Source organism: Geothrix sp. 21YS21S-2 (assembly GCF_030846775.1).
Taxonomy (GTDB): domain Bacteria; phylum Acidobacteriota; class Holophagae; order Holophagales; family Holophagaceae; genus Mesoterricola.
In genome coordinates this window covers 3,110,951-3,130,370 of record NZ_CP132910.1, presented here as the reverse complement: position 1 = coordinate 3,130,370, position 19,420 = coordinate 3,110,951, and the positions used below count along the sequence as shown (strand labels likewise).

General features: G+C 70.3%; 16 protein-coding genes. 15 read left to right on the top strand and 1 reads right to left on the bottom strand.

All coding sequences use genetic code 11. The annotated features are described in order from the left end of the window. Nucleotides 1–44 precede the first annotated feature (44 nt). The 15 genes from dnaK to RAH40_RS13640 all read left to right on the top strand — a co-directional run bounded on the left by dnaK (nucleotide 45) and on the right by RAH40_RS13640 (nucleotide 16,982). Nucleotides 45–1,934, top strand: a complete 1,890-nt coding sequence (dnaK, locus tag RAH40_RS13710) for a molecular chaperone DnaK (RefSeq protein ID WP_306598112.1) — start codon at nucleotides 45–47, stop codon at nucleotides 1,932–1,934. 103 nt (nucleotides 1,935–2,037) lie between these two features. Further along, a complete protein-coding gene (gene dnaJ, locus RAH40_RS13705; RefSeq protein ID WP_306598111.1) occupies nucleotides 2,038–3,123 on the top strand; it encodes a molecular chaperone DnaJ in 1,086 nt (361 codons plus the stop codon). 1 nt (nucleotide 3,124) lies between these two features. Beyond that, nucleotides 3,125–3,517 (top strand): helix-turn-helix transcriptional regulator, encoded by a 393-nt coding sequence (locus RAH40_RS13700; RefSeq protein ID WP_306598110.1) that lies wholly within the window; start codon nucleotides 3,125–3,127, stop codon nucleotides 3,515–3,517. Between the two features lie 44 nt (nucleotides 3,518–3,561). Beyond that, nucleotides 3,562–4,425: an RNA polymerase sigma factor RpoD/SigA gene (locus RAH40_RS13695; protein WP_306598109.1), complete on the top strand. Its 864-nt coding sequence runs from the start codon at nucleotides 3,562–3,564 to the stop codon at nucleotides 4,423–4,425. Further along, entirely contained in the window at nucleotides 4,422–5,330 is a 909-nt protein-coding gene (locus tag RAH40_RS13690; protein WP_306598108.1) for an AAA family ATPase, read from the top strand. The genes RAH40_RS13695 and RAH40_RS13690 overlap by 4 nt, the downstream gene beginning before the upstream one ends. Beyond that, nucleotides 5,323–7,890, top strand: a complete 2,568-nt coding sequence (locus RAH40_RS13685) for an MMPL family transporter (protein WP_306598107.1) — start codon at nucleotides 5,323–5,325, stop codon at nucleotides 7,888–7,890. The genes RAH40_RS13690 and RAH40_RS13685 overlap by 8 nt, the downstream gene beginning before the upstream one ends. Further along, complete coding sequence (locus RAH40_RS13680) at nucleotides 7,887–8,951, top strand: SAM-dependent methyltransferase (RefSeq protein WP_306598106.1); 1,065 nt, start codon at nucleotides 7,887–7,889, stop codon at nucleotides 8,949–8,951. Before RAH40_RS13685 ends, RAH40_RS13680 begins: the two co-directional genes overlap by 4 nt. A 62-nt stretch (nucleotides 8,952–9,013) precedes the next feature. Beyond that, nucleotides 9,014–11,143: a M3 family metallopeptidase gene (locus RAH40_RS13675; RefSeq protein WP_306598105.1), complete on the top strand. Its 2,130-nt coding sequence runs from the start codon at nucleotides 9,014–9,016 to the stop codon at nucleotides 11,141–11,143. A 112-nt stretch (nucleotides 11,144–11,255) separates the two neighbouring features. Further along, nucleotides 11,256–11,567, top strand: a complete 312-nt coding sequence (gene rplU, locus RAH40_RS13670; protein WP_306598104.1) for a 50S ribosomal protein L21 — start codon at nucleotides 11,256–11,258, stop codon at nucleotides 11,565–11,567. Nucleotides 11,568–11,594: 27 nt separating this feature from the next. Beyond that, the gene (gene rpmA, locus RAH40_RS13665) at nucleotides 11,595–11,855 is read left to right on the top strand and encodes a 50S ribosomal protein L27 (RefSeq protein WP_306598103.1); all 261 of its coding nucleotides are present in this window, start codon (nucleotides 11,595–11,597) and stop codon (nucleotides 11,853–11,855) included. A gap of 74 nt (nucleotides 11,856–11,929) precedes the next feature. Continuing rightward, complete coding sequence (obgE, locus tag RAH40_RS13660; protein ID WP_306598102.1) at nucleotides 11,930–12,934, top strand: GTPase ObgE; 1,005 nt, start codon at nucleotides 11,930–11,932, stop codon at nucleotides 12,932–12,934. Beyond that, entirely contained in the window at nucleotides 12,931–13,929 is a 999-nt protein-coding gene (gene rsfS, locus RAH40_RS13655; protein WP_306598101.1) for a ribosome silencing factor, read from the top strand. Before obgE ends, rsfS begins: the two co-directional genes overlap by 4 nt. Before the next feature lie 3 nt (nucleotides 13,930–13,932). Next, complete coding sequence (locus RAH40_RS13650) at nucleotides 13,933–15,183, top strand: Glu/Leu/Phe/Val dehydrogenase (RefSeq protein ID WP_306598100.1); 1,251 nt, start codon at nucleotides 13,933–13,935, stop codon at nucleotides 15,181–15,183. Nucleotides 15,184–15,303: 120 nt separating this feature from the next. Further along, complete coding sequence (locus tag RAH40_RS13645) at nucleotides 15,304–15,687, top strand: glycosyltransferase family 39 protein (RefSeq protein WP_306598099.1); 384 nt, start codon at nucleotides 15,304–15,306, stop codon at nucleotides 15,685–15,687. Beyond that, nucleotides 15,588–16,982 (top strand): hypothetical protein, encoded by a 1,395-nt coding sequence (locus tag RAH40_RS13640; RefSeq protein ID WP_306598098.1) that lies wholly within the window; start codon nucleotides 15,588–15,590, stop codon nucleotides 16,980–16,982. Before RAH40_RS13645 ends, RAH40_RS13640 begins: the two co-directional genes overlap by 100 nt. Here RAH40_RS13640 and RAH40_RS13635 read toward each other — a convergent pair. Continuing rightward, entirely contained in the window at nucleotides 16,944–19,412 is a 2,469-nt protein-coding gene (locus RAH40_RS13635) for a hypothetical protein (RefSeq protein WP_306598097.1), read from the bottom strand. The genes RAH40_RS13640 and RAH40_RS13635 overlap by 39 nt on opposite strands. Nucleotides 19,413–19,420: the final 8 nt, after the last annotated feature.

The following is a 19,420-nucleotide window of genomic DNA, read 5'->3' as shown; positions in this document are numbered from 1 at the left end:
GCGGAATGGTGACGGAACCGTCCGGCACCCCCCAGGAGGCAGGTATGGGAAAGATCATCGGCATCGACCTCGGCACCACCAACAGCTGCGTCGCAGTCATGGAGGGTGGCCAGCCAAAGGTCATTCCCAACGCGGAAGGCTCGGACACCACCCCCAGCGTGGTGGGCTTCAACCCCAAGACCAGCGAGCGCCTGGTCGGCGCGGCCGCCAAGCGGCAGGCCGTGGCCCAGCCCAAGAACACGGTCTCCTCCATCAAGCGGTTCATGGGGCTCCCCTTCGCCGATTCCTCCAAGGAACAGCACCTGGTGCCCTACCTGGTCGAGCGCGGCGAGAAGGGCGGCTGCAACGTCAACATCATGGGCAAGCACTACACCCCTGAAGAAATCAGCGCCATGGTGCTCACCAAGATGAAGGAGAGCGCCGAGGCCTACCTGGGCGAGAAGGTGACCCAGGCCGTCATCACGGTCCCGGCCTACTTCAACGACGCCCAGCGCCAGGCCACCAAGGACGCCGGGGCCATCGCGGGCCTGGAGGTGATGCGCATCATCAACGAGCCCACCGCCGCGGCCCTGGCCTACGGCCTGGACAAGAAGAAGGACGGGACCATCGCGGTGTTCGACTTCGGCGGCGGCACCTTCGACATCTCGATCCTGGAGGTGTCCGAGGGCGTGGTCGAGGTGAAGTCCACCAACGGCGACACCCACCTGGGCGGCGACAACGTGGACCAGCTGATCATCGACTGGCTCATCGAGGAGTTCCAGAAGGCCGAGGGCATCGACCTGCGCAAGCAGGCGGAATCCCTGCAGCGCCTGAAGGAGGCCGCCGAAAAGGCCAAGTGCGAGCTCTCCACCACCACCCAGACCGACATCAGCCTGCCCTACATCACGGCGGACGCCAGCGGTCCCAAGCACATCAGCCAGACCCTCACCCGCAGCCGCTTCGAGGCCATGCTCGAGCCGATCCTCAAGCAGCTTCGCGTCCCCTGCGAGAACGCGGTGAAGGACGCCAAGCTCAGCCACCACGAGATCGACGAGGTCGTCCTGGTGGGCGGCTCCACCCGCACCCCCAAGGTGCAGGAGCTGGTGAAGTCCATCTTCGGCCGCGAGCCCAACAAGAGCGTGAACCCTGACGAAGTGGTGGCCGTGGGCGCCGCGGTGCAGGGCGGCGTGCTCGCCGGCGACGTGAAGGGCGTGCTGCTCCTGGACGTGACGCCGCTCTCCCTGGGCATCAACGCCAACGGCGGGCAGATGAGCGTCATCATCCCCCGCAACACCACCATTCCCACCAAGCGGTCCGAGATCTACACCACCGCCGTGGACAACCAGCCCGGCGTGGACATCGAGGTGTTCCAGGGCGAACGCCCGCTCGTCGAGGGCAACAAGCTCCTGGGCAACTTCCACCTGGGCGGCCTGCCCCCCGCGCCCCGCGGCATGCCCCAGATCGAGGTGGTCTTCGACATCGACGCCAACGGCATCGTGCACGTGACGGCCAAGGACAAGGGCACCGGCAAGGACGCCAGCATCACCCTCACCGGCTCCACGGGCCTGTCCAAGGAGGAGATCGACGCCAAGGTCAAGGACGCCGAGGCCCACAAGGCCGAGGACGAGGACCGCAAGAAGCTCCTGGAGGACAAGAACCACCTGGACCAGACCATCTACCAGGTGGAGAAGCTCATCAAGGAGAACGGCGAGAAGCTCCCCGAGGGCGACCGCAAGGACGCCGAGGCCGCCATCGCCGAAGGCAAGGAGGCCCTGGCCAGCCTGGACAAGGACCGCATCGCCAAGGCCCTGGAGAACCTCAACGCCAAGAGCCACAAGCTGGCCGAGAGCATCTACAAGGATGCCCAGCCCCCGCAGGATCCCGGCGCGGCGGCCCCCGGCGGGGACCCCAAGAAGAAGGAGGACGACGTCATCGACGCCGAAGTCGTGAACTAGGAATTGACGCATTCCCGTGGGGCCGGGGTTTCGACCCCGGCCCTTCGTCTATCCGGCAAAAAACCTTAGTCCGGGTGGCGCAAATCCAGGGTAAATTGCTGCCATGGCCACTCCCGACTACTACAAGATTCTTGGCGTCCCCAAGGGCGCCTCCGAGGAGGACATCAAGAAGGCCTACCGGAAGCTCGCGCGCAAGTTCCATCCGGACCTCAACCCCGGCAACAAGGAGTCGGAGGCCCGGTTCAAGGAGCTCGCCGAGGCCAACGACGTCCTGTCCGATCCTGCCAAGCGGAAGAACTACGACACCTACGGCGACCCGGCCGGGCCGGGGCCCCAGATGGGCGGCGGCCAGGGCTTCTCCTTCGAGGACGGCGGATTCGCCGGCAGCTTCCAGGATCTCTTCCAGGGCTTCGGCAAGCGGCCCCCGGGCCGCCGGAGGCCGGGGCCCCGGGCCGGCGAGGACACCCAGCACACCGTCCGCATCGGCTTCAAGGACGCCTTCAGCGGCACCCGCCTCACCCTCAACCTGCACCGCTCCGAGACCTGCACGGCCTGCCAGGGCAGCGGGGACAAGGTGGGCGCGCCGGTGAGCACCTGCCCCACCTGTTCCGGCCGGGGCTACCAGGAGCTGGGCGGCGGCTTCTTCCGCTCGAGGGAGGAGTGCCCGGCCTGCGGCGGAACGGGGAAGAAGGCCCCCCCCTGCGAGACCTGCAAGGGCCAGGGGCGCATCCCCCGGAACGAGTCCGTGACCGTGGCCATCCCCGCGGGGGTGGAGGACGGGACCCGGCTGCGGGTGGCCGGCAAGGGCGAGGCCGGACGGCGCGGCGGCGGCCCCGGGGACCTCTACCTGCAGGTGCAGGTGGAAGCGGACCCGCGCTTCGAGCGCCGGGGGGCGAACCTCTATCTGGATCTCCCCATCAGTTTTTCCGAGAGCGCCCTGGGGGCCAAGGTGGAGATCCCCACCCCCGAGGGCCACTCCACCATCAAGATCCCGCCGGGCACCCAGGGCGGCGCCAACCTCCGCCTCAAGGGGCTGGGCATGCCCATCCCCGGAGCCTCCCAGCGGGGGGATCTCTTCGCCCGCATCAAGGTGGTGACGCCGAAGATCGAGGACGAGCGGTCCAAGGAACTGCTCCGGGAACTTGCGGAACTCAACGACGGATCCATCCGTGCGGACGCGTGGAGGTGATATGAGGCGGGATCCGAAAAGCGGCTCGTACATGATCGGCGTGGTGGCCGCCCGGTATGAAATCCACCCCCAGACCCTGCGCTTATATGAAAGGGAAGGGCTCCTTCTCCCCTCCCGGACGGAGGGCAAGACCCGCCTCTACAGTGAGGACGACCTGGAACGCCTTGAGTTCATCCTTAGTCTTACCAGAGACTTGGGTGTAAATCTGGCCGGCGTCGAGGTGGTCCTGAACCTCCGGGACCGCATGAAAAAAATGCAGGAGGAGATGCAAAACATTATCGAAAAAAATGAATCTAAAATGAAGTCAGCCGGACTTGAACCCGAAAGGGGTCCGGAAGGCATTTCTTCGACAGGCCTGGTCAAACTGACGCACCAAGGCCTGCGCAAGAGGTAAGCTGACAATCCCTTTGTTATGCTGTTCCTTCTTCAAGGTGGAATGTGCCCCAACGGCATCTGGAAGAGCGGTCGCTCGACAAGTACTTCGACTCGATCAGGGATCTCCCGCTCCTGACCGCGGAGGAGGAGCGCATCAACGGCAGGCTGTGGCAGAACGACCGCAACCCCGAGGGCCTGCGCATGCTCGTGGAGGGCAACCTCCGCTTCGTCGTCAAGGAGGCGCGCAAGTTCCAGGGCATGGGGCTCGACCTGCTGGACCTCATCTCCGAGGGTAACCTCGGCCTCATCGAGGCCGCCAAGCGCTTCGATCCCGAGCGCGAGAACAAGTTCCTTACCTACGCGTCCTGGTGGGTGCGCCAGGCCATCTTCCACGCGCTGGCCGAGCACGGCAGCAAGATCCGCCTGCCCCAGAAGGTGGCCGGGCACCTGGTGCAGCTCAACCGCATCACCCACCGCCTGGGCCAGGACCTGGGCCGCACGCCCACCGTGGCCGACATCGTCGCCAACAGCAACTTCTCCGCGGAGGAGGTGGAGCGCCTGCAGCTGCTGCAGCAGACCACCTCCACCGTCAGCACCGAGCAGGGCATGGGCGAGTCGGACCTCACCCTGGGCGACAGCCTCGAGCAGACCATCGAGCCCAGCGCCATGGACACCCTGGACCAGGAGTCCTTCCAGGACCAGGTGCGGCTCAGCCTGGGCCTGCTCAACGAGAAGGAGCGCCGCATCATCGCCCTGCACTTCGGCCTGGACGGCTCGGACCCCATGACGCTCGAGCGCATCGGCCAGTCCTTCGAGCCCCCCATCAGCCGCGAGCGGGTGCGCCAGATCGAGGAGCGCGCCTTCATGAAGATCCGCGAGCGCAGGCGCGTCCTCCTCGGGCAGTTCCTGAAGGGAGACCGTTCGTGAAAGGTGCCGAAGTCTGCCCCCTCTGCGACGGGCGGCGGGTGATCCTGGATCCGGATCCCATGAAGCCGGCGCGCCCCTGCACGTGCGCGGCCCCGGCCGCGGCCCAGCGCGCGGTGCACGGCATTCCCGGGCGGTACCGCGAGGCCACCTTCGAGTCCTTCTGGGAGTGGTGGAAGATCCAGAACCCGCGCGAGAAGCTCGTGGGCTCGCTGGCGCAGGTGAACCAGCTGCTCGACAACGCCGAGATCCGCGCCACCCTCTCCGAGGACCTGCGCAGCAAGCTCGACCTCATCGTCCACAAGTGCGGGCCCAAGGCCGGCCCCGACGGCGAGATGACCTGGCGCGACCCCAGGCCGGCCCAGGAGCCCTGGGGCTACCGCTCGCTGTTCAACTGGGCGCGCAGCGACCGGGACCCCTCCGACTTCTGGTGGATCGACGGGCCTCCGGGCTCCGGGCGCAGCACCCTGGCCGCGGCGGCCCTCAAGGCCTGCGGCGAGCGCACCCGCGGCGGCGGCCTGTTCATCTCGGTGCGCGCCTTCACGCTGGAGCTGCGCGACACCTACTACGATTCCCGCAGCTTCACCAACACCGACTTCATCAGCGAGCGCGACCGAATGGCGCCGCTGCTTGAGGCGCCCATCCTCGTGCTGGACGACTTCGACCGCATGGACGGCGACATCCGCGTGGTGCGCGCCATGGCCCAGCTCCTGGACCACCGCTACGGGGAGCAGCTCCCCACCCTCCTCACCGCCAGCCGGTGGACCGAGACCCTCCAGAACGGCGACCGGGACACCTACCCGCTGCTGCGCCTCGACGATCCCAGCCTCTTCCGGCGCCTGGCCTCGGCCAAGCGGGTCGTGCTGCGCCCGACCCTGGAGCGGCTGCTGGAAACCCTGAATGGGTAGGAAGCTCCTCCGCGCGCTCCTGCTCCTCCACCTGCGCCGCCCCGCGGGCCTGTGGATCGGGCTGGCCGTCCTGACCCTGGCCCTGGGCCTGGGCGCGCTGCGCGTGGAGCGCAGGCTCGACCTCATGAGCCTCCTGCCCACGGACAACCCCGTGGTGCGCGCCAGCATCGAGGCCGGCGTGGGCCAGCAGGAACTGCTCTGGCTCGCCGCCGAAGGCGGGCCCGGGGACCTGGAGGCCCGGCAGGCCTGGGCCGAGCACCTGGTGGAGAACCTCCTCACCGACGCCAGCGTCCCCCTGAACGGCATGAGCGGCGAGGGCCGCATCTCGCCGCCCATCCCCGTGCCGGAGGCCCGGGGCGCCTCCCTCTGGCCGCCCCTGCTGGCCGCGGGCAGCTTCCTCGAGGGCGACGGCGCCGTGGGGCGCCTGGTCACCGAGCAGTTCTACGCCCTGGCCCCCATGCTCCTGGGGGACCGCCTGGCGCCCCTGAAGGACCCCGCCGAGCTGCAGCGGCGCTTCCGGGCGACGGCGAAGGCCCTGGCCTCTCCGGACCCGGCCAAGGCCAAGCTGGCCCAGCTCGACCCCCTCCAGCTCAGCCAGTTCGTGACGGAAAAGGACGAGACCCGCCTGAGGGTGACCCAGGGCGCCAGGGCCTTCCCCGTGAAGCTGCGCACGGGCTACCTGGAGACCCGCGACGGCCGCTTCGTCCTGGTCCCCCTGGTGCTGGACTTCCCCAGCGGCGACGCCCGGGCCACGGCGCGGGTCCTGCGGTGGCTGGGCGCGGGCGCCCGGGGTCCCCTGCCGGAGCGGGCCACCCACGCCCAGGTGCGCGGGGCGCTGGCCGCGGGCCCCGACCGCGCCTTCCCGCTCCAGGCCACCGGCGCCCACGCCATCGCCTACTGGGAGTCCCACACCCTCACCCGGGAGATCCTCCTGAGCCTCCTGCTGAGCTTCGTGCTCATCGGACTGGTGTACTGGATCGGCTTCCGGACCCTGGCCGGCTACGGTTTCGTGGTGGTCCCCCTCCTGCTGGGCATGCTGTGGGCCCTGGGCCTCACGGGCTGGGTCCTGGGCCGGCTCAACCTCATGGCGGCCGCTTTCGGCGCGGTGCTCCTGGGCATCGGGGACGATGTGGGCATCCTGCTCTTCAGCCGCTACCGGGACGAACGCCAGACGGGCCGCACCAAGGCCCTGAGCCTGCGCGCCGCCCTCCTGGGCACCGGCCCCGGCGTCATCGCCGGGGGCCTTGCCACCTCCGCGGCGTTCCTGGCGTGCGTGGCGGCGCCCTTCCCGGGCTTCCGGGACCTGGGCCTGACCGCCGGCCTGGGCCTCCTGGCCTGCATGGCCGCGAGCTTCCTGGTGCTGCCGGCCCTGCTCCTGGCCCTGGACCGGGGCACGGGGACCTTCGCGCCCGCCCCGCACGCCCTCGACCGCCCCGCCCCCATCCGGCCCTGGAAGCCCGCCCTGGCCCTGGCCCTGCTGGTGCTGGGCACCTGGGGCATCGGCTCCATGAAGTGGGAGGAGGACCTGCGCCGCTTCCGCCAGCAGGGAAACCCCGCCCTCTCCCTGCAGGAGACCCTCAGCCACGCCCTGGGAGCCGGCCTCCAGCCCCTGGCGGTGCAGCTGCCCCTGGACGACCCCGCGCGCCTGCCCCAGCTGTGGAACGCCGTGGTCGTCCCCCTGCGCAGGGAGGGCCTGCCCATGCCCGAGTGGAAGGTGCCGTCGCCCGAGCTCAAGCGGATCCTGGGTTCGGACACCTGGTACCGCCGGGCCCTGGAGGAGGCGGCCTCCGCGGGCCTGGACCCGGTGGCCCTGGAAGGCAGCCTTACCGCCCTGCGCGCCAGCGTGGAGAATCCCGCCAACGTGCCCCGGAGCATCCAGGCCCTCATGCCCCCCGTGAAGGCCCCGGTGCGGCGCGCCCCGCTCCAGCTCTTCGGATGGCACGCGGGGCCCCGGGAGCCGGAGGCCGCCCCGGCCGCGACCTTCACCCTGCCCCTGCGCCTTTCCGAAGGCGCCCAGGAGCGCATCGAGGCCGAAGTGGAGGCCGCCGGAGGGCGCATGGTGGGCACCCGCCCCCTCTTCCGCGCCATCAAGGCCGTGGCCCGGGACGCCCTGCGCCAGGTGATCCTCCTGGCCCTGGCCGCCGTGCTGGCCGTGGTGGCCGTCTTCGGGCGGCGCCTGCGCTTCCTGGGGCTGGCCCTGGTGCCCCTGGCGGCGAGCCAGGTGGGGGCCCTGGGCATCCTGGGCTGGATCGGCGAGCCGCTCACGTTCCTGTCCCTGGTGGCCATCCCCATCGCCCTGGGCGTGAGCGTGGACACCGCCATGAACCTCCTCCACCGGGCCCGCCTGGAGCCCCATGCGGCGGCCCGCGTGGCCCGGGTCAACGCCGTGTGCGCCGGCACCACCCTGGCCGGCTTCGGGGGCCTGGCCTTCAGCGGGTACCGGGGCCTGCGCGGCCTGGGCCTGGCCTCCCTGGGCGGCGTGGCCCTGGCCCTCCTCGTCACCCAGTGGGTCCTTCCCTGGATCCTGGAGCGGTGGCCCCTGCACCGGAGCGAACCGTGAACGACCTCAAGGCCCTCGTTGAGGCCCGCCTGGCCAAGGGCCCCCTGCCCGCCGCCGAGGCCATGGCCCTGGCCCTCTACCACCCGGAATTCGGCTACTACCGGCGCGCCGAGGGCCCCTGGGGCTTCGAGGGCGCAGACTACTACACGGCCCTGGACCTGGGACCCCTGCTGGGCGAGGCCCTGGCCACGCGCCTGGAGCGGGCCTGGGAACGGCTCGGTCGGCCCGATCCCTTCGTCGTGCTGGAACCCGGCGCCGGCCGGGGCTGGCTGGGCCGGGACCTGCTGCAGGCCTCCCGAGGGGCCTTCGGCGCGTGCCTGCGCTACCTCCACCGGGACGACAACCCCGCCGCCGCGGCCGCCGCGCGCATCGCCCTGGCGCCCCACCTCGAATCCGGCCGGGCCCGCATCGTCGCCCAGCAGGAGCCCCTGGAACCCTTCCGGGGCGCCATCCTCTCCAACGAGCTCTTCGACGCCCTGCCCGCCCAGCCCTACCGCTGGGACGGCGAGCGCTGGAGCTACGAGGCCCTGACCGCCCAGGGCCAGGCATGGCTGCCGGCGGACCCCTGCGAAGCCGTCGACTGGTTCGCCTCCCAGGCCGAAGGCGGCCTGGAGGCCGGGGACGGCGCCCCCTGGTGCGAGGACCTGCCCGGGCTGGTGCGGGACCTGGCCGGGTGCCTGGAGGCGGGTCTCTTCCTCGCCATCGACTACGGCCACACCGCCAGCCGGGTCCTGGACAAGGGCTCCGACCTGCGCCGCTACAAGGGCCACAAGGTGGACGGCGCCTGGTGGGAGGACCTGGGGGAGGCCGACCTCACCGCCGACGTGGACTTCACCCGCCTCGCCCTCCACCTGGAGCGCGCGGGCCTGCGCGAGTCCGCCCACGTGAGCCTCAGCGCCTGGATCCGGGAGCACGCGCCCCTGGCGGCCTGGGAGGAGGCGTGGCAGACCCTGGAGCCGGCGGCACGCGTGAAGCGCATGGAGAACCTCCTGCAGCTCACCCTGCCCACCTTCATGGGCGAGCGGTTCCGGGTGCTGGAGGCCTGGAGGAGTTGTGATTGAGGACCGGGCCACCGGGCGCCAGGGGGGATAGAATTGGGTCCCCACTTGTGCCAAGGAGCCCCATGTCCACCCGCAACCGCATCACCCTGGGCCTCGTGCCGATCCTGGCCCTGGCCGCCATGCCGCTTCGGCCGGAGCAGCCCATGACCCCCACCCTCAAAGCGCTCACCGCCCCCTGGACGGGCCCCTTCGGCGGCGTGCCGCCCTGGGACCAGGTCCGCCCCGCGGACTTCGCCGCCGCCTTCGACCTGGCCATGGCCGACCAGCGCAAGGCCATCAAGGCCATCGTGGACAATCCGGCCGCCCCCACCTTCGAGAACACCATCGCGGCCCTGGAGCGCTCCAGCCGGATGCTGGACCGGGTCAACATCCTCACCGGCGTCCACTTCAGCACCCTGAAGACCGGCGACGTGCCCCGCATCGAGGCCGAGACCAATCCCAAGCTGGCGGCCTTCGCCGACGAGATCACCCAGAACGCCGGTCTCTTCAAGCGCATCGAGGCGGTGTACGCGGGCCTGGACAAGGCCGCCCTCACCCCCGAGCAGAAGCGGCTCACCTGGCTCTGCCGCACGAACTTCGTGCGCGCCGGCGCCCTGCTCACCCCCGCGCAGAAGAAGCGCATCCAGGAGATCAACCAGGAACTGGCCACCGTCAACACCCGGTTCGCCCAGAACGTGGTGGCCGAGGAGAGCGGGCTCTTCACCGTCATCGACTCGGAAGCCGGCCTGGCCGGGCTCTCCGCGGACTACAAGGCCGGCGCCGCCCGCGCCGCCGAGGCCCGGGGCCTCAAGGGCAAGTGGGTGGTCGCCAACACCCGCTCGGCCATGGAGCCCTTCCTGGCCTACGCCCAGGACCGCGCGCTACGCGAGAAGGTCTGGCGCACCTACGTGAACCGCGGGGACAACAACGACGCCCGGGACAACAAGGCCGCCATCACCCGCATCCTCCAGCTGCGCTACGAGCGCGCCCGGCTCCTGGGCTACAAGAGCCACGCCCACTGGTCCGTGGAGCTGAGCATGGCCAAGACCCCCGAGCGGGCCGTGGCCCTCATGGAGGCCGTGTGGAAGCCCGGCGTGGCCCAGGTGAAGGCCGACGTGGCCGAGATGCAGGCCATCATCGCCAAGGAGGGCGGGACGTTCAAGCTGGCCGCCTGGGACTACCGCTTCTACGCGGAGAAGCTGCGCAAGGCCAAGTACGACCTCGACCTAAACGAGGTGCAGCCCTACATGCAGCTCGACAAGCTTCGCGAAGGCATGTTCTGGGCCGCGGGCAAGTGCTACGGGCTGTACTTCAGCCCCGTGCAGGGCCTGCCCGTGCAGCATCCCGACGTGAAGGTGTGGGAGGTCAAGGACGCCAAGGGCGCCCACGTGGCGCTCTGGTACTTCGATCCCTTCGCCCGGGCCGGGAAGTCCTCCGGCGCCTGGATGAACGAGTACCGCACCCAGCAGCGCTACGACGGAGAGATCACCCCCATCGTCAGCAACAACTCCAACTTCACCAAGGGCGCCCCCGGCGAGCCCGTCCTCATCTCCTTCGACGACGCCCAGACGATGTTCCACGAGTTCGGCCACGCCCTCCACGGCATGCTGAGCAACGCCACCTACCCCAGCGTGGCCGGCTCCAACACCGTCCGGGACTTCGTGGAGTTCCCCTCCCAGATCAACGAGCACTTCTTCCTGACCCCGGAGATCCTCAACACCTACGCGGTCCATTACAGGACCGGCAAGCCCATCCCCCAGGAGCTGGTCGACCGCATCAAGAAGGCCGCCAAGTTCAACGAGGGCTTCCAGACCATGGAATTCCTGGCCTCGGCCGTCATCGACATGAAGTTCCACCTGGCCGGGGCCGGGCCCGTCGATCCCGCGAAGTTCGAGAAGGAGGAGCTGGCCAGGCTGGGCATGCCGGAGGAGATCGTCATGCGCCACCGGCCCACCCAGTTCAACCACATCTTCTCGTCGGACGGGTATTCCGCCGGGTACTACGCCTACCTCTGGGCCGACGCCCTCACCGCCGACGCCTGGGAGGCCTTCCTGGAGGGCAAGGGGCCCTGGGACCCCGCCGTGGCGGCCCGCCTCAAGGCCACCGTCCTGTCCGTGGGCAACACCGTGGACCCCGCCGACGCCTTCCGGAATTTCCGCGGCCGGGACGTCAACACGGACGCCCTCATGCGCAAGCGGGGCTTCATGAAGTGATTTTTCCCTTGCGATTCAAGGGAATGGATGACATTCTATTGGGCCTTGTCTTGGGCTCCCCAAGTGTGCCGACTTTACCTGGCACCGCCCAAGCCTCCTTTGCGAGGACGTCATGTACGCAGTGATCCAGACCGGTGGCAAGCAGTATCGGGTTTCCGAGGGGGACATCCTCCGCGTGGAACTGCTCGAAAAGGACCTCAAGGAAGCCGTGATCTTCGATCGCGTCCTCCTGGTGGACAACGACGGCGAGCTGAAGGTGGGCAAGCCCACCCTCGAAGGCGCCACCGTCTCGGCGGAGGTCATCTGCCACGACCGCGCCAAGAAGGTTCTCATCTTCAAGAAGAAGCGCACCACGACCTACCAGCGCACCAAGGGCCACCGCCAGGGGTACACGGAAGTTCGCATCAAGGGCATCCAGGCTTAGGCCCGGTAAGAGAAGAGAGGTTTTGTCATGGCACATAAAAAAGGTGTAGGTTCCAGCCGCAACGGCCGCGATTCCAATGCTCAGCGCCTCGGCGTGAAGGCCTTCGGGGGCCAGCTGGTCACCGCCGGCTCCATCATCGTCCGCCAGCGCGGCACCCGCTTCAAGATGGGCGTCAACGTGGGCATGGGCACCGACCATACCCTCTTCGCCAAGATCGAGGGCAAGGTCCGCTTCCAGGACAAGGGCCAGCACGGCCGCTTCATCCACATCGACCCCGTCGAGGCCTGATCCCAGGCTCCATTCCGGTGAGCGCGCGGCCTTGAGAATCGGGGCTGTGCGCTCATCGTCTTTCAGGCAAAACCATGTTCCTTGACCATCTGACGCTGCACCTGGAAGCCGGCCACGGCGGCGCCGGGGCATCCTCCTTCCGCCGGGAGAAGTTCGCCGAACTGGGCGGCCCCGACGGCGGCAACGGCGGTCTGGGCGGGTCCATCAGCATCCGGGCCAACAAGGCCCTCAACACGCTCAATCCCTACCGCAACCAGCGCAACTTCCTGGCCGAGCGCGGCGGCAACGGCGCCGGCGGGCTCTGCTCGGGCACCGACGGGGCCGACATCGTCCTGGACGTGCCGCTGGGCACCGTCATCAAGGACGCCCTCAGCGGTGAGATGATGGCCGAGCTGCTCAGCCACGGGGAGGTCGTCACCGTGGCCCGGGGCGGCCGCGGGGGCCTGGGCAACAACAACTTCAAGAGCTCCACCAACCGCACCCCCCGCCACGCCCAGCCCGGCGAGGACGGCGAGATCCGCGACATCGACCTGGAGCTCAAGCTCATCGCCGACGTGGGCCTGGCGGGCCTGCCCAACGCCGGCAAGTCCACCCTGGTGAGCCGCGTGTCCGCGGCCCGCCCCAAGATCGCCAACTACCCCTTCACCACCCTCGAGCCCCAGCTGGGCGTCGTCACGGTGGACGAGGTCAACAGCTTCGTCATCGCCGACATCCCCGGCCTCATCGAGGGCGCCGCGGGCGGCGCGGGCCTGGGCGTGCAGTTCCTGCGCCACGTGGAGCGCACCCGCATGCTGCTGCACCTGGTGGACCTCTCGGACCCCGTGCTGGAGCCCGAGGAGGCCATCCGCATCATCGAGGGCGAGCTCAAGGCCTTCTCCCCAGTGCTGGCCTCCAAGCCCTGCTGGCTGGTGGGCACCAAGCTGGACGCCCTGCAGGACGACGACCGGCGCACCCGCTTCGAGGCCCTCTGCAGGGCCCGGGGGCAGGAGCCGATCCTCATCTCCGGCGTCACCGGCGAGGGCATCCGGCCCCTGGTGTACAAGCTCGGCACGGCCCTTCTGGGGGCTTCGGGCGCATGAGGCGGGTGGGGCTCCTGGGAGGCACCTTCAACCCTCCCCACGCCGGACACCTGAAGCTCGCGGACCTCGCAATACCGGCCCTGGACCTGGACGAGCTGCGCCTGGTCCCCACCGCCATCCCCCCCCACAAGCCCCGTCCGGCCCTGGACGGGGCCATGCGCCTGCGCCTGCTCCGCGACCTGCCCTACCCGGTGGAGACCCTGGAGGTGGACCGGGGCGGCCCCAGCTTCACGGTGGACACCCTGGAGGCCCTGGCCGGGAGGGAGCCCGGCACCGCCTGGATCCTGGTCATGGGAAGCGACCAGCTGGCCGGCTTCCAGGGCTGGAAGCGGCCGGAGCGCATCCTGGAGCTGGCCTCCCTGGCCGTGTCGCCCCGTCCGGGCTTCGAGGGCTCCGCCGTGCCGGACCTCCTGCGGGACCGGTTTCGGGCCCGCTGGTCCGGATCTCCGGGAGAGGTGGTCGAGCTGCCCGGAACCGCGCTGGAGCTGGCTTCCACCGAGCTCCGGGGGGAGCTGGCCCGCGGGGGGGCGCCCCCCGAAATTCCGCCGCAAGTTCTGGCTGTCATTTGCCGGGAAAACCAGTACCGTAATGTCTGTTTGGGAGAACGAATGACCCTAGAGCCTCGGCTCGCGAGTGTGGTGGAAGCTGCCCGCTCCAAGAAAGCCTTCCGGATCCGCCTTTTCGACGTCACCGGGATCGCCAGCTTCACCGACACCTTCGCGTTCATGTCCGGGTCCAGCGACCGCCAGAACCGCGCCATCGCCGACGCGGTGGAAGAGCAGCTGAAGGCCATCGGCACCCGCCCCCTGTCCCGCGAGGGCGAGCAGAACGGCAACTGGATCCTCCTGGACTACGGCGACATCATCGTCCACGTCATGGATGAGGACACGCGGGGCTTCTACAATCTTGAAGGCCTGTGGAAGGAAGCCCGGGAGCTGGAGCTCCCGCCCGAAGTGCATCCCTCCATTCCGAACACCGAACACCGGGAGGGGTGAGCCATGCTCAATCAACACAGCGCATTCGACGCCATGCAGTCGCGTCTGCGCGTCGCGGCCGAGCTCTACGGCCTCGAAGAGGCGCTCTTCAAGGTGTTCATCGCTCCCATCCGCTCGATCATCGTCAGCTGCCCCGTGCACATGGACGACGGGGGCTGGGAGGTGTTCACGGGCTACCGCGTGCAGCACAACGTCGCGCGCGGCCCCGCCAAGGGCGGCATCCGCTACGACCCGCGCATCACGCTGGACGAGATCAAGGCCGGCGCCGCGTGGAACACCTGGAAGACCGCGGTGGTCGACGTGCCCTTCGGCGGCGGCAAGGGCGGCGTCATCTGCGATCCCACGAAGATGAGCGACGGCGAGCTCGAGCGGCTCACCCGGCGCTACATCGCCGAGATCATGGACCTGCTGGGCCCCGACCGGGACGTGCCCGGCATCGACATGGGCACCAACAGCCAGGTCATGGCCTGGGTCCTCGACACGTACACCATGCACACCCGCAAGACCGAGAACGCCGTGGTGACCGGCAAGCCGATCTCCCTGGGCGGCAGCCTCGGGCGCACCGAGGCCACGGGCCGCGGCATCCTCATCTCCGCCCGCGAGGCCATGCAGCGCCTGGGCAAGCCCCTGGCCGGGGCCACGCTGGCCGTGCAGGGCTTCGGCAACGTGGGCTCGCAGGCGGCAAGGCTCCTGCACGAGGCCGGCGCGCGCATGGTGGCGGTATCGGACCTCAAGGGCGCCATCCGCAACGACCGCGGCATCGACACCCACGCCCTCCTCAAGTACCACGCCGAGCACAAGACGGTGGTGGGCTTCAAGGGCGCCGAGCCCATGGACGCCAAGGACCTGCTCACCATGGCCGTGGACATCCTGGTGCCGGCGGCCACCGAGAACCAGATCACCGAGGACAACGCCGCCAAGGTGCGGGCCAAGGTCGTGGTGGAGGGCGCCAACGGCCCCACCTCCCCCGAGGCCGATCCCATCCTCCTGGACAACGGCGTCCTGGTGGTGCCCGACATCCTGGCCAACGTCGGCGGCGTGACCGTGAGCTACTTCGAGTGGGTGCAGAACCGCCTGGGCTTCTACTGGCGCGAGCGGGAGGTCAACGAGCGCCTGGTGGAATACATGACCCACGCCTTCCAGGCCGTGTTCGCCACCACCGACAAGTTCAAGACGAACCCCCGCATCGGCGCCTACATCCTGGCCCTGGACCGCGTGAGCCAGGCCATGCACGCCCGGGGCTTCTACGCCTGAAGGCCTTGCGGAACTGAAATAAATCATTAATATTACGGGATGTCCTTTCGTCCCCTGCCGGGTCCCCGGGATCCGCTTGCCCGCATTTGGGGTAAGACCGGTGTTTATAACGCAACAGCCTTGGCGTTCCTCGTTGCCGCGGCCCTCTTCCTGGTGGGCCTGAATAACCATGCGCTTTGGGATTATCATGAACCTTACGTCGGCGGCATCATCCATGAGATGGCCACCGGGGGGGACTGGGTCGTTCCGACCCTGGGCGGCCAGCCCTACCTGGAGAAGCCGCCCCTCCACTACCTGATGGGCGTGGCCGCCACCCGCCTGGCCGGCACCTTCGAGCCCTGGGCCCTGCGGCTCCCCAGCGCCTTCATGGCCATGGCCACCGTGGCCTGGATCACCTGGGTGGGATGCAGGCTGCAGTCCTGCCGGGCCGGGCTGTGGGGGGGCTCCTGGCCGCGACCCACGTGCTGTTCTTCCGCATGGGCCACCAGGCGGTGGTGGACATGACCCTCACGGCGGCCCTGACGGCGACCCTGGGCCTGGCGCTCCTGGCCCTGGCCGAGCCCGGGCGCCGGCTCTGGGTTGACCTCTTCTGGGCCAGCCTCGGACCGCTGTTCCTGGCCAAGGGCGTCATCGGCCCGGTGATGGCGCTGTGGGCCCTGGCGGCCCTGCTGGCCCTGGACCGCGGCGCCGCCCCCGGATTCCTCCGCCCCGGGTGGGGCATGGCCGCGGGCCTGGCCCTGGCTCTGGCCTGGGTACTGCCGCTGGCCCTGCGGGGCGGACGGGAGTGCCTCACGGAGGTGTTCATGCGAAACACCCTGGGCCGCTTCCTGGAGCGGGCGGGTCTGGTGCCGCGAACGGGCCGCCTGGACGAGCACCGGGAGTCCGCGCTGTTCTACCTGGAGCGGACCCCGGGCAACCTCCTGCCGTGGCTGGCGCTGTGGTGCGCGGCCCTGGTTCCCCGCGGCTGGCGGGGGGTGCGGGCCTGGGGCATCCCCGCCGTGCTCGCCGCGACCCTGGTCCTGCTCACGGTGTCCTCGGAAAAGCGCATGGTGTACCTCCTGCCCGTGCTGCCCCTGTCCTTCCTCAACACGGGCCTGTGGCTGGACCGCGTCTTCCTCCGCGGTCCGGACGGCGTGGCGCGGGCCGCGCTATGGATCACCCTCTTCCTGGCCCTGGTGCTCGGCGCGGGCCTGCCCTGGTTCGTGGTGGCGCGGGTGGGCATGGCCTGGACGGAGGCCCTGGCCCTGAGCCTCCCGCCCCTGGCGCTGGGCGCGGTCTCCTGGACCCTGGCGGCCCGGGGCAGGCTGGAGGCGGCCCTGCGCTGGACCCTGGCCCAGTGGGTAGCCACGCTCCTCCTCTTCATGGTGCAGGCGGTGCCGCACCTGGACCGGGAGTGGAACCCCATCCTGGAGCCGTACCTGGAGGCCAAGAAGCTGGAGGACCAGGGCGCGCGCGTGCTCCAGGGCCGCCTGGAGGAGACCCAGGTGGGCTACGCCAGCCTCACCTTCGGCCGTGTCCTGCCCGAGGTGGCCGACGCCCGGGCGGTGCGGGAAGCGCTCTCCCGCGCCGAACCGGTGGCCCTCCTCCTGGAACCCAGGCACTTCTGGCGCGGGGAGCTGGCGGCCCGGGCCGAGGGGGCCGTGGAGATCCCCACCGAGGCCTCCCGCTCCCGCCGGCTCCGGGACCGGGCCCCGGTGCTGCTCCTGAACCGCCGGGCCCTGGACCTGCTCGAGCATTCCAGGGACCTGGGCCCGCTGGCCTCAAAAGACCCTGAAAAAGCCCACGAACCCGTTGCATGAGCGGACGCCTGGGAGGGTGCTGAGAAGCCCCACGCCCAGGTCCACGCGCACGGCGGTGAACCACCAGAAGCCGGGGAGGTCCCCCGCGATGGCAAGGCCGGTGACCTGGTAGGTCCGCTGGTCGTCCAGGCTGCGCAGCCAGGCGTGGTCCAGGCCGAGAGTGACGCGCAGGCTGGGCCCGGACGGGAGCACCAGCGCGGCCTTGGCGTAGGTGAGCCGGTCCGCGGCGATGGCGTTGTTCCGGATGCCGGCGATGCGCACGCTCCCCCCGGTGCCGCCCACGTCCAGGGCCTGGAAGCGGTCGAAACTGCGGCCCCCGGCGAAGCCCGCCTCGCCGTGCAGCCAGGAACCGCGGCCAAGCTCATGGTCGTAGCCCGCGGACCCTCCCCACCGCGCGTAGGGCCCCTTCAATTCCCGGAGGGAACCCGGCAGCCCGTAGACGCCCTCGGGCCGCCGTCCCTCGCCATAGTAGCCCTTGAGCTGGAAGCCGCTGCGCAGCCAGCTGAGTTCGCCCGTGGTCTCGCGGTTCCACCCCGAGGGAGGCAGGACGAAGCCCTCGGTCCAGTACTTGCCCTCCCGCGGCCTGGAGTAGTGGTCGTGGCGGAGGTCCATGCGCCCCTGGAGCCGGAAGCCCCAGCCCAGGTCGTGGCCCACGGAGAGGAGGAGGTTGCCCGTCCTGCGCCCCACGCCCTCGCGGTCCACCAGATGCCCTTTGCGCACGGGGCGCTCGGTGCCGGAGAGGAGGCTGAAGGCGGTGCTGGCGGCGAAGTCGAACCCCGCGCCCACGTTGGGGACCGAGATCTGCCCGGTGTTGAAGATTCCCGCGGTGAGCCCGGAAACCTGGATCCCCTTGCCGAAGGCGTCGAAGTCGAAGTAGGCGAGGGCGGGCAGGGGGATCACCGGCAGGGGCAGGGTGGGGTCGAAGAGGAGAAGGCCGCCGATGAGGCGCCCCGAGGTCCGGGGCTTCTCCTCGGCCTTCCGGGTCCCGTCCTTCTGGCGGCTGAGGTACCGGAGGCCGTCCGGGGTGCTCCGCAGCATGGTTCCGTCCGACCTGCGGGCCTCGAGCCGATGCTCGGCGAACCCCGGGCCGTTCACCGTGAAGCCGGAATAGGCCAGGGTGCGCCGGGCCTGGGTGACGCCTCCGCCGCCCACCCAGCGCTCGAAGATGACGGCCTTCTCCAGGCGCCAGATGCCCGGGGCCGCCTCGCCGTAGGTGAGGGTCCGGGTCTCGGACTTCACCATGCCCGGCAGGCCCGAGCGGGAGGAGCGCTCCTCCAGGATGCGCCCCGAGGCCTCCTCCACCAGCAGGGACCCCTCGTGGAGGGTGGCGTCCCCGTCCGCGGGCTCGAAGAGGATCCGCCGCCGGCCGGCGCCGGCCTCGCCGCCGTCCCGGTAGCGGTACCGCTCCGTCAAGGTCAGCGCCGCCGGCGGCGCCAGGCTGGTGCGGCTCTCCACGATGGGCAGCTGGAGGCCGCCCTTGAGCTTGGCCTTCACCCCGTTGAGGAGCACCTCCTTCTGGAGCGTCTCCTCGGGCTCGCCCGCGGCCTGGAACGACCGGAACCGGAAGCCCAGGTCCGAGCCCGGGCCCTGGGAGGCCTGGATATGGAGGTCCACGGCGAGGTCGGCCTCCAGGGTGCGCACCGCCAGGGTCTCCCGCAGCCGCTCGGCCCGGACCCTGGCCAGGAGCGCGCCCACATCGTAGGCGTCCCGGGCGGTGACCTGCACCTCGTGGCGGTCCCGGGGGGCCTCCACCACGGCCCAGGCGCCCTGGACGAACCGCCAGCGGCGCTCGGAGCCCGTCCTGGGGTTGCGCAGGAGGAGGGTGCCCGCGCCGCCCTCCACGTCCGTGAACCCGGCCGGGATCTCCAGCCCGGCCCCGGGTCCGCCGGGGGGGATCACGAGCCGGCCCCCGTCCCCCAGGAGCTGCCCCAGGCGCGGTCCGGGATCGGAGGGGAGCCAGAGGGTCCAGGGCCGCCCGGGCATGAGTTCCTGGGCCCGCGCCAGGAGGCCGGGCCAGGCCGCGGGGTCGGGCCCCAGGTCCTCGGCCAGGAGCGCGCCGCCCTGCACCGCGCCCCAGGCGGCCTCGTCCCACAGGGGCTCCCCCCCGGGATCGAAGCCCAGGTAGAGGACCACGGCGGGAGCCTGGGCCTTCAGGGCCTGGCTGGCGGCCAGGAGCAGCGGGACGCGCCCGGGGCCCCGGGGCAGGAGGATCCGGACGGCCGGCCTCCCCAGGAGGGGGGCGACCCGGGCGGACCAGGCCTCGATCTTCGCCTGGACCTGGGCGGGATCCCGCGAATCGCCAGGAACCCAGTCGGCCGCCGCGGCATCCCTGAGGTCGAGCATTCCAGGAACCGATTCACCCACCCGGAGGGGAGCTTGGCCTTGAAGCGCGGCGCAGCCGAGGGCGATGATGGCGGTCCTGAGGATCACGCGGCCTC